This window comes from Actinacidiphila paucisporea, assembly GCF_900142575.1.
Lineage (GTDB): Bacteria > Actinomycetota > Actinomycetes > Streptomycetales > Streptomycetaceae > Actinacidiphila > Actinacidiphila paucisporea.
On the sequence record NZ_FRBI01000008.1, the window covers coordinates 173,837 to 188,418 of the forward strand.

Here is a 14,582-nt window from a genome sequence, read left to right on the forward strand (position 1 = left end):
GTCTCCTTGGCATGAGGCACGCAACGACACGCAGGGGCCACCAGCGACGGCACCGGGTCCGCCCCGCCTGGCCGCGGGCCGCGGCGGCGCTCGCGGCGGTGGCCGCCGTCGCGCTCGTCGCCTGGCTGGCGGCACCGGGCGACGCCGGACCGGAAGGCGGCGGCCCGGCCGCCGCCCGGCCGGCCGCGAGCAGTACGCCGGCTGCTCCCGCCACCGCACCGGCCCCGGCCGTGTCCTCGGCCACGGCCACGGCCGCGTCGGCGGCCGCGCGGCCGCCGACGCCCGGCCGCCGGGCCACCCCTGCCGAGCAGGCGGCGCCGCAGAAGACCGCGGCGCCGCCGCGGAAGCAGTCCGCGCCCGGCGGGCAGCGCAGCATCGTCATCGTCAACCACACTTCGCAGACGGTCTGGGCCGTGGCCACCGGCACTGCCGCGTACCCCAAGGGCCGCCGGCTGGCCCCGGGCGCCAGCACCTCGCTGCTGGTCGGCACCTCCTGGGGCGGCCGGATATGGGGCCGCACCGGCTGCACCGGCGACGCCTCGGGCCACTGCCTGACCGGCGACTGCACCACCACCTGCGGCGGCCCCGTCACCCCCACCACACTCGGCGAATTCACCTTCGACGCCTTCGACGGCATGGACTTCTACGACGTGAGCATGGTCGACGGGTCCAACCTGCCGATGTACATCAACATCTCCCACACCGCCAGCACCGACCCGCTCACCCCCACCGGCTGCTACCGCGGCGCCTGCACCCACCCGGTCGCCTGCCCCGCCGCCATGCGGGCCACCGCCGCCGGCGGCCAGGTCATCGGCTGCAAGCCGCCCTGCGCGGCCTTCGGGGGTGACACCTACTGCTGCCGCGGCGCCTGGTCCGGACGCGAGAACTGCCTCCCGGCGAAGTGGCCGGTCGACTACACCCAGGTCTTCAAGAAGGCCGAGCCCTACGCCTACTCGTACGCCTTCGACGACGGGGCCACCATGGCCTGCAAGGGCGCCTGCTACTACCGGGTGACCTTCGGTACGGGCTGACCGCATGGCCGGCCCCGAAGCGGGACGGGCCGCGACCGGCGGCTCGGCCTAGCATGGGCCGAATGCGCGACGACACGCCCGACGAGGCCCACCGGGCCCGGCTCAGCCGGGTCTTCGACGAGGACGCGGAACTCTACGACCGGGCCAGGCCCGGCTACCCGCCGGGACTTTTCGACGACCTCGCCGAACTGGCCGGCACCGGGCCGGGATGCCGGGTCCTGGAAGTCGGCGCCGGCACCGGCAAGGCCACCGTGCCGCTCGCCGAACGCGGCTGCCGGATCACCGCCGTCGAGCTGGGCGCGGGCATGGCCGCCGTCGCCCGGCGGCAGCTGGCCGCCTTCGACGCGGTCGAGGTCGTGACCGCGGACTTCGAGACCTGGCCGCTCCCGGCCGAGCCGTTCGACGCGGTCGTCTCGGCGACGGCCTTCCACTGGATCGACCCGGCGGTCCGCACCACCAAGTCCGCCGACGCGCTGCGCCCCGGCGGCGCGCTCGCCGTCGTCGCCACCCTGCACGTGGCAGGCGGCACCCGGGACTTCTTCGCCGAGGCCCAGGCCTGCTACGAACGCTTCGACCCGGCCACCAGGCCGGGCATACGGCTGCCCGCCGCCGCGGACATCGACACCTCGGCCCACGCGGCCGAGATCGCCCGCAGCGGCCGCTTCGGCCCGCTCGCCGTCCGGAACCACGAATGGGACCTGACGTACACCACGGAGCAGTACCTGGAGGTCCTGCGCACATACTCCGGCCACCGAGCCCTGCCGTCCGCGGCGCGCGAGGGGCTGCTCGCCTGTATCGCGGGGCTGATCGACGGGGGCTACGGCGGACGCGTCACCAAGCGGTACCTCACACAGCTGCGGGTGTCGCGGGCACGGTGAGGCGGCCGGCGGGCGTCCGCCGCGGGCCTCAGACGATCCTGGTGCCCGTACCGCTCACCCGGACCCGGGCGTCCCCCGCGCGCAGTTCGACCGTAAGGGTGCCGGGACGGCCCATGTCGGCGCCCTGGTACAGGGTCAGCACGGCGTCCGCCGGGACCAGCGCGAGGTCCCGCGCGTACGCGCCGAAGGCCGCCGCGGCCGCGCCGGTCGCCGGGTCCTCGACGACGCCGCCGACCGGGAACGGGTCGCGGACGTGGAAGGTGCGGTCCGCCTCGCGCCACACCAGCTGGACGGTCGTCAGGTCGAGCCGGTGCATCAGCGCTCCGAGCCGCGCGAAGTCGTAGTCGAGGTCGGCCAGCCGGGCGCGGGTCGCGGCGGCGAGCACCAGGTGGCGGGCGCCCGCGAAGGCGATCCTGGGCGGCAGCGCCGGGTCCAGGTCGGCGGCGGCCCAGCCGAGCGCGGCCAGCGCCTCCGCGACGTCCGCCGGGTCGGCGGCCTCGACGTACGGTTCGACGCTCGTCAGCGTCGCGCGCAGCTCGCCGCCCTCCCTGGCCACGCTGACCGGCACGGTCCCCGCGGCGGTGGCGAACTCCAGCTCGCCCGGGCCGTCCCGCTCGGCCAGCGCGACCGCGGTGGCGACGGTGGCGTGCCCGCAGAAGGACACCTCGGCCTTCGGGCTGAAGTAGCGGATCGTGTACGCACCTTCCCCGGTCCGCTCGGTCAGGAAGGCCGACTCGCTGTAGCCCAGCTCGGCCGCGACGGCCAGCATCCGCGCCTCGTCGAAGCCGGACGCGTCCAGGACGACACCGGCGGGGTTGCCGCCCGCGGGGTCGGCGGAAAAGGCTGTGTAGTGCAGAATCTCGCTCACGCCTCACCCCAACCGCACGGTCCGCCAAACCATTCCCGTCCCGCCACCCGCACTGCCGCGCGGGCGGGCGGCGTACCCCCGTGAGCGAGCGCGCAGCGGCCCTCAGGTGTGGCCGATCACCGGGTGCGGGCGGTACGGGGCTGTCAGCCGGGTGGTGTGCTCGGAGGGAAGGCGGAGGGAGACGGAGGCCACCGCGTCGTCCACGTGGTGGGGTTTGGTCGCGCCGATGATCGGGGCCGTCACGGTTGGCTGGGCGAGGAGCCAGGCGAGGGCGATGCGGGCCGGGGGGACGCTGTGGGCGGCGGCGACCTCCGTGAGGGCGTCCACGACGTCGAAGTCGGTCTCGGCGTGGGCGTCGAAGCGGGTGTCGGCCAGCGGGTCGGAGGCCGCGCGGAGGGTTCGGCGGGCGCCGGTGCGGGTGCGGTTGCCGGCGAGGAGGCCGCGGGCGAGGGGGCTGTAGGGGATGACGCCGACGCCCTGGTCCGCGCACAGCGGCAGCATCTCGCGCTCCTCCTCGCGGTAGACGAGGTTGTAGTGGCTCTGCATCGAGACGAAGCCGGGGCCGCCCGCCGCCCGGGCGGCGTACTGCGCCTTCGCGAACTGCCAGGCGTACATCGAACTCGCCCCGATATAACGTGCCTTGCCGGAGCCGACGACGTCGTCCAGCGCGGCCATCGTCTCCTCGACCGGGACGTCGAGGTCGTAGCGGTGGATCTGGTAAAGGTCCACGTAGTCGGTGCCGAGCCGGGTCAGGGAGGCGTCGATCGCCGCCATGATGTGCCGGCGGGACAGGCCGCGGTCCTCGGGGCCCGGACCGGTGGGGAAGTAGACCTTGGTGGCCAGGACGTAGTCCTCGCGGCGGGCGAAGAGCCGGGACAGCAGCCGGCCGGTGATCTCCTCGCCGGTGCCGCCCGCATAGCTGTCGGCGGTGTCGAAGAAGGTGATCCCGGCGTCGACGGCCCGCCGCACGATCGGCTCGGCGGCGTCCTCCCTGAGCTGCCACTCGCGCGCCGGCGTGTCGCCGAAGCTCATCATGCCCAGGCAGATCCGCGAGACCGTCAGCTCCGAGGACCCCAGCGCCGCGTATTCCATCCGTGCCTCCTGCCGCCGGGGACCGGGAGGCGGACCCCGCGCCACACCGTACGGGACCGCGAGGGCGCGGCGCGCGGCCATATTCTGCTGCCGTGCACATCTGCTTCGTCTGTACGGGCAACATCTGCCGGTCGCCGTCCGCCGCGCTCGTCCTCGCCGAGCGGTTGCGCGGGGCGGGCCTCGACGACCGGGTGCGGGTCAGCAGTGCCGGGCTCGGCGGCTGGCACGCCGGTGACGCCGTCGACTCGCGGGCCGCCCTCGTGCTGGCCGCGCACGGCTTCCCGGTGGACCACGTCGCGGCCCAGCTCGGCCCCGGGCACCTGGACGCCGACCTGCTGGTCGCGATGGACCGGGGCCACGAGACGGCGCTGCGCCGGGTGGTGGACGACCCGTCACGCGTCAGGCTGCTGCGCTCCTTCGACCCGGACGCGACCGGCGACCCCGACGTGCCCGACCCGTACTACGGCGGCCCCGAGGGCTTCGAAGAGGTGCTGGACATGGTCGTGGCCGCGATGCCGGGGCTGCTGGAATGGGTGCGCGAGCACCTCGACGCATGAGCACCGAGGGGCCAGCCGCCGAGGGGCCCGCCGCCGCGGCGGCCCGGCTGACGGGGCGCCGGGTGACGGGGGAGCGCCGGCTGTCCGGCACGCTCAGCGAAGTCGTCCTGGACGGCGGCGCGGTGGTGATGGTCAAGCGCGCGGACGGGCCCGGCGCGGTACGGGCCGAGGCGGCCGGCCTGCGCTGGCTGGCCGACGCCGGCACGGTCCCGGTGCCCGCGGTCCACGGCGACGACGACCGGTGGCTGGTGACCGACCGGGTCGCGACCGGCCGGCCCGACCCGCAGGCGGCGGCCCGTTTCGGCCGGGACCTCGCCGGGCTGCACGCCGCGGGCGCACCCGCCTTCGGCGCCGCGCCGCCCGGCGGCCCGGCGGACGCCTGGATCGGGGCGGCGCCGATGCGCAACACGCCCGGCGCGGACTGGCCGCACTGGTATGCCGAGCACCGCGTGCTGCCGTATCTGCGGCAGGCCGTGGACGCCGGCGCCATGGCGAGCGCCGGGGCCGCGGTCGTGGCGGAGGTCTGCGACCGGCTCCCGGAGCTGGCGGGCCCCGCGGAGCCGCCGGCCCGGCTGCACGGGGACCTGTGGAGCGGCAATGTGCTGTGGGGCGCCGACGGGCGCGTGCGGGTGATCGACCCGGCCGCGCACGGCGGGCACCGGGAGACCGACCTGGCCATGCTCCGGCTCTTCGGCTGCCCGCAGTGGGACCGGGTCTTCGGCGCCTACCGCGAGGCGGCGCCGCCGGCCGACGGCTTCGCCGCCCGCGTCCCGCTGCACCAGCTCTTCCCGCTGCTGGTGCACACCGTGCTCTTCGGCGGCGGCTACGCGGACCAGGCGGTCGCGGCGGCCCGCGCCGCCCTGGCGGGCTGATCGCGGGCTGATCGCGGTCACGGTCGTCGGCTAGTCTGCGTGCCGTACGCGGAGGCGGGGACAAGGACGTCGGCCTCGGCGGCGGGGGCACCGCGAAGCCCCTCCCTCGAAACGGCGAGATGGTGAGTGACCATGACCGACGTCCCCAGCGGCCACCGCTTCGTGATCCTGCACGGCTGGGAGAACCACCGGCCCGCCGGCCACTGGCAGCACTGGCTGGCCGGGCGGCTGACCGGCCTGGGCCACGAGGTGGCCTACCCGCAGCTGCCTGACCCCGACGACCCCGGACTCGCCGAGTGGCTGGGGGAGTTGCGTACGCTGCTCGCCGAGCCGGCAGGGCGGCAGGTCACCGTCGTGTGCCACAGCCTGGCCTGCGCGCTGTGGCTGCACGCCGTCGCCCGCGGGGAGGTGGCGGTGCCGGTCGCGCGGGCGCTGCTGGTCGCTCCGCCCTCTGCGGGCTTCCTGCGGCAGTACCCGCAGGTCGCGGCCTTCGCGCCGCCGCCCCTGACCGCCGGGCAGGTGGCCGGCGCCGCCGGGCGTACGCGCGTCGTCTGCGGTGACGACGACCCGTGCTGCCCGGAAGGCGCGCTCGCCGAGTTCGCCGTGCCGCTGGGCCTGCCCGCCGACGTCGTCACCGGCGGCGGACATCTCACCGTCGCCTCGGGGTACGGCCCTTGGCCCGGCGTACTCGACTGGTGCCTGGCCCCCGAGGGCGAGGGACCGGTGCGGGGCCTCGACCCGGCCGGGGGCGCCGGGGCGCGGACGTAGGCTGGTGGACCATGGACTACCTGAAACTGGGCACGACCGGTCTCGACGTCTCCCGCATCTGCCTGGGCTGTATGAGCTACGGCGTCGCCGACCGCGGCAACCACAGCTGGACGCTGGACGAGGAGGCGAGCCGGCCGTTCGTGCGGCAGGCCGTCGAGGGCGGGATCAACTTCTTCGACACCGCGAACGTCTACTCCGACGGCACCAGCGAGGAGATCGTCGGCCGGGCCCTGGCCGACTCCGCCCGCCGTGACGAGATCGTGCTGGCCACCAAGGTGCACGGCCGGATGCGGTCGGGACCCAACGGCGGCGGGCTGTCCCGCAAGGCGATCATGACCGAGATCGACCACAGCCTGCGCCGGCTCGGCACCGACTACGTCGACCTCTACCAGATCCACCGCTGGGACTCCACGACTCCCGTCGAGGAGACGATGGAGGCCCTGCACGACGTGGTGAAGGCCGGCAAGGCCCGCTACATCGGGGCGAGTTCGATGTACGCCTGGCAGTTCTCCAAGGCGCAGTACGTGGCCGAGCGGAACGGCTGGACCCGTTTCGTCAGCATGCAGAACCACTACAACCTGCTCTACCGCGAGGAGGAGCGGGAGATGCTGCCGCTGTGCGCGGACCAGGGCGTCGGCGTCATCCCGTGGAGCCCGCTGGCCAGGGGCCGGCTGACCCGGGCCTGGGACACCACCAGTGCGCGCAGCGAGACCGACGAGTTCGGCAAGACCCTCTACCAGGAGACCGACCGGCACATCGTGGACGCGGTGGCGGCCGTCGCGGACGAGCGCGGTGTCACCCGCGCGCAGGTCGCGCTGGCCTGGCTGCTGCGGCAGCCCACGGTGACCGCGCCGATCGTCGGCGCGACCAGACCGCAGCACCTGGACGACGCGATCGCCGCGGTCGACCTGCGGCTGGACGACGACGAGTGCAAGCGGCTCGAAGAGCACTACACCCCGCGCGGCGTCGCCGGCTTCGCGTAAGCCGCCGGGGACGACGCGGGGGAGCGGCCCGGCCGTCCGGCCGGACCGCTCCCCCTTTCTTCGGTGCTCACCGCTACGCCGTGGTCACCGCCACGGCGGCGGCTCGCGCCGGGGTGCCGGTCGGGTCCTCGGCGGTGGCCCGGAAGGTGTGCGGCCCGGCGGCGAGGCCGCCGGCGCCCGTGCAGGTCCAACTGCCGCTGTCGGAGACCGCGGCCGTGCACAGCGGCGCGTCGTCGGACGTCACCGTCACTGTCGCGCCGGGCTCCGCGGAGCCCGCCACGACGGGCGCGGCGCCGACGGTCTCGCCCGCCGCGGGCGAGGCGATCGCCACCGGCGGTGCGAAGTCGGCGACGTCGGGAACGCCGTCACCGCTGACCTTCACCGCGACGCTGTGCACCGTCACCTGGCCGCCGCCGTTGCGCAGCCGGAAGTCGGCCGCCGAGTGCTGCTGCCCGCCGAAGTACGCGTCGGTGGCGGTCACCGTCGCGGTCTTCCAGGTGTTGCTGCCGGTCAGCGGGATCCCGGCGGTCGACTTGTAGGGGTCGGAGCTGCCGTTGTCGTACTGCACAGAGAACGAGCCGGTGCCCTGGTCGTAGTAGGAGACGGTGAAGGTCGCCGAGTAGTAGCCGGCGTGGGCGACCGAGTCGTCGACGTCGAAGTAGATGTTGCCCTGTGTGCTGGTACGCGCCGACAGGCCGCCGACCACCGCGGCCGTCGTCGGGCCGTCGAAGCCGCCGGAGGGCCGCTCGTCCTGGCTCATGCCGTAGGCGTGGTTGTCGGTGCCGACGACCGCGCCGACCACGGCGGTGCCCGGCGGCAGGTCGGAGGCGTCGAAGGCGACCCCGGCCGACGCCTCGCCGACCAGGCCGGTCGGGTCGGTGGCCGTCGCGGTGGCGGTCTGCCGCCCCGGGGTGAGGCCGCCGCCGGGGGCGCAGCTCCACACGCCGCTGTCGTCCGCGGTGGCGGTGCACAGCACCCCGGACGCCTCCCGCACGGTCACCGTGCCGTCGGGGATCGCCGTACCGGACACCGCGGAGGCGAGCTTGACGGTGGCGCCGGCGCGCGGGGTGGTGATCACCGGGGCCGGCGGGAAGGCGTGCCGGTCGGGCACCCAGGCGCCGGTGACCGTCATGCCGACGCTGTGCACGGTGACCGGGCCCGCCGAAGAGTGCAGGCGCAGGTCGGCGCCGTCCTTCTGCAGGCCGCCGAAGTAGCCGCCGGACAGGGTGATGTCGGCGGTCTTCCAGGTGCCGGTGCCGGTCAGCGCGATGGTGCCGGCCTCGCGGTAGCGGTCCTTGGGCCCGGCGTCGTACTGCAGGGACAGCGAGCCGGTGCCCGAGTCGTAGTACGACACGGTGACCCTGGCGTCGTAGGAGCCGGTCGCGGCCGTGTCGTCGCCGACGTCGAAGGACAGGTCGCCGGTGGCGGTACGGGCCGAGAGCCCGGCCACGTCGGCGGCGGTGGTGGGGGAGCCGGGGTCCTCGATCCGGGTGAGGCCGTAGGCCCGGTCGGTGGCGCCGAGTACGGTGCCGACGGTGGAGCTGCCGGACCGGGTGCCCGCGTCGAGGCCGAGCTGCACGCCGCCCAGGTGCCTGGCCGTGGCCGGTGCGCTGCCGGTGACCGGCGCGAACGGCAGGGCGGTGGTGGGGGCGGCGGCCTGCTGGACCAGGTACGTCCTGCCGGACTTCACGGGCACGTTCAGCAGGGCGGCGGTGGACGCCTTGAGGACGACATGGCCGTTCTCGCCGTCGACGACTTCGGTGGGCTGCCCGGGCCACGGGTTCTCGACCCGCTGGGTGCCGGAGGTGCCCGCCTCGATCGCGGCGGTGACCAGCCTGCCGCCCTGCACCTGCACGTCGGCCTTGCTCCTGCCCTTGATGAAGACGGTGCCCGCGCCGTCCCACTCGGCGGGCCAGGCCGGTGCGAAGCGGAGGATGCCGTCGTAGTCCTGCGCGAGCGCCTCGCCGACCGCGGTCGCGACGCCCGACTCCTGCTCGATGTACGGCTGGTAGCCGACGGAGTTGCCGAGGTCGGCGAAGCCGTTGGGGTAGACCTGGTGTCCCTCGGTCAGCGCGACCAGGTTGCTGCGCACCTCGGCGGGATCCTGCAGCCGGGCCGCGTCGATGGCGTCCATCGACCAGTCGTTGCCGCCCTTGTTGGGGCGATGGGCGTAGCTGCGCTGCTCCAGCGAGAAGAGGTTGGGGTCCTGGTCACTGACGGTGTTCCAGGGCCACAGCGGTTCCAGCTCGATGTTCTCGCCGTTCCTGCGCTGGGCGGCCGGCTCGTAGGAGATCGCCAGCATGTCGGTGCCGGTCGCGTCCGCCGCCGCCGTCTCGGCGGCGGTGTAACCGGGGTTGAGCAGCCGGCTGCGGGTGGCCTGGTCGGTGCGCGGGTAGGGCGGGATCTGCCGCTGGGCGGTGGCGACCCGGGCGACCAGCACCTTGTCGGCGCCGTGGTCGGTGCCGAGCAGGGTCGCGATCCGGCCGATCAGCGGGAAGACCGCCTGGTCGAGCGCGATGTCGGTGGTCGGGTCCTGCACGGCCCACTGGGTCTCGTGGGCGTTGGCGTTCGCGTGCAGCAGCCCGTCGGCGCCGGGGGTCTGGTAGGCGAGCTGGAATTGGGTGACCGACTTGATGAACGGCCAGTACCGCTTCAGCGCGGCCTTGTCGCCGGTGGCCTCGTACTGCTCCCACATGTAGAGGGCGATCTCCGGTCCCGAGGAGATGTCCAGGGCGTTCCAGTTGGGGCTGCCGGGCTCGCTGCACGAGCCGTTCTCGCCGGCGCCGGGGGAGATGCCGTTGCCGTTGAAGCGCATGGTCTCCGGCACGCAGGACCCGGGGCGGCCGCCCATCTGCTGCTTCGTCCAGGCCTCGATGGCGGGCAGGTCGTCGGCGTACATGTCGAAGATCGGGGTGTTGAGCCGGTAGTTGCCGCTGCTCATGTTGGCGGCGATCTGGGTGCGCAGATTCCACAGCCAGTACGCCGACGGTGTCCACGTCTGGGCGTCCTTGTTCCAGGCGAACATGTCGGCCTCGCCCGCCTGGCTGCCCGGGTGGATGCCCTCCTTCATCGACGCCGCCTCCTCGTAGAGGTAGAGCGTGCGCAGGTTCTCGATGTAGTCGGCGCTGCCGTCGGCCGAACTCATCGAGATCAGGCCCGAGTTCGCCCAGAAGTCGCCCCACCGGCGGTCCTGCCCCTGCAGCAGGCCGCGTTCGGCGGCGGTGGCGTCGCGGCCGATCACCTCGGCGGCGGTCCTGGCGGCGTCGCCGCCGGTCCAGCCGGGGGAGGCGACGACGACCCGGAAGGTGCCGTCGGCGTGCGGGGTGAGGCTGACCTTGATCTGGGTGGGGCCGGCGACGGTGGTGGTCACCTGGCGGCCGCCGGCGGTGATGGCGGCGAGCGAGCCGAACGTCGCCCCGGTCCCGATCGGCGGGGCGCCGTCGGCCCAGGTTTCGGCGAGGGTGCCGACGGTGCCGGACACGGCGGCGGTGGGCCTGCGGGGCGACCACAGGTTGAGGGTGGCGGTCTGCGGCACGCTCGGGTCGGCGCCGGAGACGTCGACGATCAGCTCGTCCTTGCCGGCGGCGACCCAGGCCTTCATCGACATGCCGCCGCCGGACTCGCGCAGCACCCCGTCGGTGAGGTCGAGCTGTCCGTGGAAGTCGGCGGCGTGCGAGAGGGCGGTCAGGCCGGGGATGGTGAGCTGCCCCGGCGACTTGCGGTCCGGCATGGTGTCGGAGCGGTTGAGCTGGGCGGTGAAGCCGCCCGCGGCCCAGGCGGCCACCCCCAGCGATCCGTTGCCCAGCGGCATCGAGGCGACGGGGTCGGAGTTCGGTGAACCGAGCACGAGGTCGGAGCGGCTGACGACACCGGTCGGGTCGAGTGTGAAGTCTCCGTGCTGCCAGGCGGTGGTCGGCCCCGCGGCGGCCGTCGCGGTCCCCGCGTCGGCCACGGCGGCGCCCGCGAGCGCGGTGAGCGCCGCCGAGCACAGCGCGACGACCCGTCTGTACGCGACCCGCCGGCGACGGCGGGGGAAGTTCTGCACGATGCCCTCCAGGGCGGTACGGCTTCAGTCAACGGCGTTGACGTAGTAGTCCGATGAATGCGCCTGCTCCCGTGCATGGCTCCAGTACGGCGTGCGGAAACAGGACGCCGGGCTCACGTAACATCGGATGACTGTCGTTCTAGACCATCCAAGGCGACGGCGTAAAGACCCGGGACGCAGCAAAGTGCCGGTCCGCGGGAAGCCCGCGAACCGGCACCTCGTCCCCCTGTCGCGCGGTGTCACCCGGCGGCGGTCGTCGGCATCCCGAGGTCGACCGGGCCGCCGGCCCCGCGTGCGGCGGGCTTGCAGGCGTCGTGGCAGTCCTTCTCCAGGCTGCAGCACAGCGAGCAGATCGCACCGCTGTGGAAGGGGCAGCCGGCGATGTCGGGGCGCTCGAAGTCCTCGGCGCAGACCGTGCAGGTCATGGTCGCCGCCGACAGCAGGCCGTCCTCGGCGAACAGCGGCTCCGCCAGGTCGTCGGTCCGCGCGATGTAGTAGCGGCCCTTGGTGGCCACCGCGAGCACGGGGGAGAGCACCATCGCCACGACCAGTGCGATGAAGGGCGAGAAGGCCTTGCCGTACGCGCCGAAGGCGTGGAAGTAGGCGGCGATGGACACCGCGGACGCCACCAGCATCGAGCCGAAGCCCACCGGGTTGAAGTTGTACAGGTGCGCTCGCTTGAACTCGATGAAGGACGGGCTGAGTTTGAGCGGCTTGTTGATCACCAGGTCGGCGACGACCGCGCCGATCCAGGCGATGGCCACGTTGGAGTAGAAGCCCAGCACCGTGTTGAGGAAGCCGAAGACGCCGCCCTCCATCAGGGCCAAGGCGATGCCGACGTTGAGGAAGATGTAGACGACCCGGCCGGGGTGGCGGTGGGTCAGCCGGGAGAAGAAGTTCGACCAGGACAGCGACCCCGAGTAGGCGTTCGTCGTGTTGATCTTGATCTGCGAGAGGATCACGAAGAAGGTCGCCAGGCCCAGCGCCACCGGCGCCGCGAAGGTGTGGATACCGGAGACGTACTGCTGGATCGGCTCGTTGGCCTTGGCCAGGCCGATGTGGCCGGCGATGTAGAAGGCCAGGAAGGCGCCGCCGATCTGCTTGGCCGCGCCCAGCACCACCCAGCCGGGGCCGGCCGCGAGCACCGCGGTCCACCAGCGGCGGGCGTTGGCCGGGGTCTTGTCCGGCATGAAGCGCAGGTAGTCGACCTGCTCGCCGATCTGCGCGATAAGTGACAGCGCCACACCGGCGCCCGCGCCCACCCCGATCAGGCTGACCGAGGAACCCGTGGGCGAGTTGCCCGCGAAGTGCGTGAACCGCGAGAAGGCGTGCGGGTCCTGGATCGCGATCGACACGAAGGGCGCCACCATCAGCACCAGCCACACCGGCTGCGTCCACACCTGCATGGTCGACAGCGCGGTCATCCCGTAGAAGACCAGCGGCAGGATGATCAGCGCGCAGATCAGATAGCCCACCGCGAGCGGGATGTGCAGCCCGAGGTCGAGCGCCTGGGCCATGATCGAGCCTTCGAGGGCGAAGAAGATGAAGGTGAAGCTCGCGTAGATGATGGACGTGAGAGTGGAGCCGAGATAACCGAATCCGGCGCCCCTGGTCAACAGGTCCATGTCGATGGAGTATTTCGCCGAGTAATACGAGATCGGAATTCCGGTGAGGAAGATGGTGACCGCGGCGGCCAGGATCGCGATCAGCGCGCTGCTGAATCCGTGGGAGATCGCGATGGAGCCGCCGATCGCGAAGTCGGCGAGATAGGCGATGCCGCCGAGCGCGGTGGTGGCCACCACGTAGGGGGTCCAGCGGCGGAAGGACTTGGGCGCGTAGCGCAGCGAGTAGTCCTCCAGCGTGGTGTTCTTCGTCCAGCCGTTGTAGCGGCGGGTCGTCGTACCGGTGGCGCCGCCGGGAGGCGCCGGTGTGTCGACCGTGTCCGTCACGAGAACTCCCTTTTCCGTCCGCGGTGTGCGATCCACCGCCTGGGATACATCCCGGGCGGCGTTGGAAGAGTCCCGCCGGTTTGTTTCTCGGTGATGTCGGGGTCTTTAAATACGTGACGCGTCGCCGGGAATTGGGCGACGCGCGTAGATGAAAGGGAGTGATCGGCCGGGATAAGGCGGTGGTCCGCTCCTGGTGTCCGGCCGGCGGAATTCCGCGGCGAATCCGGAACCGCGGTCGGCGGGCGGCCGGGGCGCGCGGGGTGCGGGACGGCGCTGTCCTGGGCTGCCCGGCGGCAGATGCTTCCCCTAGAAAGTATTTCCTGGGGAAGGTACTGTCAATGCCCGGAGGTGGGCTCACAGTTGGGCGATGACGGCGAAGTCGAAGGTGTCCGCCCTGGCCAGGTAGACCCGCTGGTCGAGGTGGTTGCCGCGCAGCCGCAGGGCGCCGCGTGGCCCCTCGTAGCCGACCGAGTCGCGGACGGCGTGCATCGCGCGCACGTCCGCCGAGCCCGCACGCTCGGCCAGTGCGCCGAGCAGCCGCAGCCCCTCGAAGCAGGACTCGCCGAGACTGCCCACCACGGGCGCGTCCACGCCGAAGCGGCGGGCGAAGCGCCGGTTGAAGTCCAGGCTCTCCGCGGTGGCCAGCGTCTCGAAGTAGCCGGCCGCCGCCCACAGTCCCGCGGTGCCGTCGGCGCCGCTGGCCAGCAGCATGTTCTCGTCCATGTGGGTGCTCAGCCGCTGGCAGCGGGCGGGCAGCCCGCGGGCGGCGAAGGCCCGGTTGAAGCGCACCGCGTCCGCGCCGACCAGCAGCATCAGCACGGCGTCGGCCTCGCTGCGCTCGATCCGCCGCAGGACGGGACCGAAGTCGGCGCTGCCCAGCGGCAGCAGCGCCTCGCCGACCGTGCGCCCGCCGCACTCCCGCGCGTGCCGGCGGGCGGCGGCCGCGGTGACCCGCGGCCACACGTAGTCGTTGCCGACCGTGAACCAGCGCCGCACGCCGGTCACTTCGGCCAGCAGCCGCATCGCGGGCAGCAGATGGCGCCGGTCGGTCTCCCCGGTGAGAAAGACCCCCGGAGTGCGCTCGCCGCCCTCGTACTGCGCGGTGTAGACGTACGGCACCAGGTGCGCGATCCGCGGCGCGAGCGCTCGGCGTACCGCCGAGATGTGCCAGCCGACGACCGCGTCGACCGCGCCGAACCGCACCAGTGCCTCGACCTGCGCGGCCACCTCTTGCGGCGGCCCCGCACCGTCCACCGGGACCAGCCGGACCGGCCGCCCCGCGACGCCGCCCGCCGCGTTCATCTCCTCCGCGGCCAGCTGCGCGGCCAGTTCGCAGGAAGGGCCCAGGATGCCGCCGGGTCCGTGCAGCGGGACCACCAGTGCCACGGTGAGCGGCAGGTCGGTGCCGGCGGCGGGCCTGCCGCCGCGCCGCCGCGAGGGGACGTCCGGCGGTTCCGGGAGCATGCGGCCACCTCCGGAGGGGCGTACGGGTACGAGAAAGGCCGACCCGGTCCCGGCGCCCTCGCAGAGACCTCCTAA

Annotated in this window: 11 protein-coding genes; 6 read left to right on the forward strand and 5 right to left on the reverse strand. The window is 73.5% G+C overall.

Annotation, left to right across the window (positions count from 1 at the left end; all coding sequences use genetic code 11):
* Positions 1 to 11: 11 nt before the first annotated feature.
* Together BUE44_RS15025 and BUE44_RS15030 are read left to right on the forward strand one after the other, a co-directional pair.
* Positions 12 to 1,031, forward strand: a complete 1,020-nt coding sequence (locus tag BUE44_RS15025) for a thaumatin family protein (RefSeq protein ID WP_079189749.1) — start codon at positions 12 to 14, stop codon at positions 1,029 to 1,031.
* 62 nt (positions 1,032 to 1,093) lie between these two features.
* The gene (locus BUE44_RS15030; RefSeq protein WP_079189750.1) at positions 1,094 to 1,909 is read left to right on the forward strand and encodes a class I SAM-dependent methyltransferase; all 816 of its coding nucleotides are present in this window, start codon (positions 1,094 to 1,096) and stop codon (positions 1,907 to 1,909) included.
* Positions 1,910 to 1,937: 28 nt separating this feature from the next.
* Here BUE44_RS15030 and BUE44_RS15035 read toward each other — a convergent pair whose 3' ends face one another.
* Both BUE44_RS15035 and BUE44_RS15040 read right to left on the reverse strand, forming a co-directional pair.
* Positions 1,938 to 2,777 (reverse strand): PhzF family phenazine biosynthesis protein, encoded by an 840-nt coding sequence (locus BUE44_RS15035; protein ID WP_073498341.1) that lies wholly within the window; start codon positions 2,775 to 2,777, stop codon positions 1,938 to 1,940.
* A 102-nt stretch (positions 2,778 to 2,879) separates the two neighbouring features.
* Positions 2,880 to 3,869: an aldo/keto reductase gene (locus BUE44_RS15040; RefSeq protein WP_073498343.1), complete on the reverse strand. Its 990-nt coding sequence runs from the start codon at positions 3,867 to 3,869 to the stop codon at positions 2,880 to 2,882.
* Positions 3,870 to 3,961: 92 nt separating this feature from the next.
* On the opposite strand from BUE44_RS15040, the gene BUE44_RS15045 reads away from it, so the two are divergent.
* The 4 genes from BUE44_RS15045 (at position 3,962) to BUE44_RS15060 (ending at position 7,049) form a co-directional block, all read left to right on the forward strand.
* Complete coding sequence (locus tag BUE44_RS15045) at positions 3,962 to 4,426, forward strand: low molecular weight protein-tyrosine-phosphatase (protein WP_073498346.1); 465 nt, start codon at positions 3,962 to 3,964, stop codon at positions 4,424 to 4,426.
* Positions 4,423 to 5,298 (forward strand): fructosamine kinase family protein, encoded by an 876-nt coding sequence (locus BUE44_RS15050; RefSeq protein WP_073498348.1) that lies wholly within the window; start codon positions 4,423 to 4,425, stop codon positions 5,296 to 5,298. Before BUE44_RS15045 ends, BUE44_RS15050 begins: the two co-directional genes overlap by 4 nt.
* A gap of 132 nt (positions 5,299 to 5,430) precedes the next feature.
* Positions 5,431 to 6,066 (forward strand): RBBP9/YdeN family alpha/beta hydrolase, encoded by a 636-nt coding sequence (locus BUE44_RS15055; protein WP_073498350.1) that lies wholly within the window; start codon positions 5,431 to 5,433, stop codon positions 6,064 to 6,066.
* Positions 6,067 to 6,077: 11 nt separating this feature from the next.
* The gene (locus BUE44_RS15060) at positions 6,078 to 7,049 is read left to right on the forward strand and encodes an aldo/keto reductase (protein WP_073498353.1); all 972 of its coding nucleotides are present in this window, start codon (positions 6,078 to 6,080) and stop codon (positions 7,047 to 7,049) included.
* Positions 7,050 to 7,122: 73 nt separating this feature from the next.
* On the opposite strand, the gene BUE44_RS37475 is transcribed toward BUE44_RS15060, so the two are convergent.
* The 3 genes from BUE44_RS37475 to BUE44_RS15075 form a co-directional block, all read right to left on the reverse strand.
* Positions 7,123 to 11,094 carry an Ig-like domain-containing protein gene (locus BUE44_RS37475; protein ID WP_073498355.1) on the reverse strand — a complete coding sequence of 1,324 codons (3,972 nt, stop codon included), beginning with the start codon at positions 11,092 to 11,094 and terminating at the stop codon, positions 7,123 to 7,125.
* A 239-nt stretch (positions 11,095 to 11,333) separates the two neighbouring features.
* Complete coding sequence (locus tag BUE44_RS15070) at positions 11,334 to 13,043, reverse strand: purine-cytosine permease family protein (protein WP_073498357.1); 1,710 nt, start codon at positions 13,041 to 13,043, stop codon at positions 11,334 to 11,336.
* Positions 13,044 to 13,397: 354 nt separating this feature from the next.
* Positions 13,398 to 14,507 (reverse strand): substrate-binding domain-containing protein, encoded by a 1,110-nt coding sequence (locus tag BUE44_RS15075; RefSeq protein ID WP_073498359.1) that lies wholly within the window; start codon positions 14,505 to 14,507, stop codon positions 13,398 to 13,400.
* Positions 14,508 to 14,582: the final 75 nt, after the last annotated feature.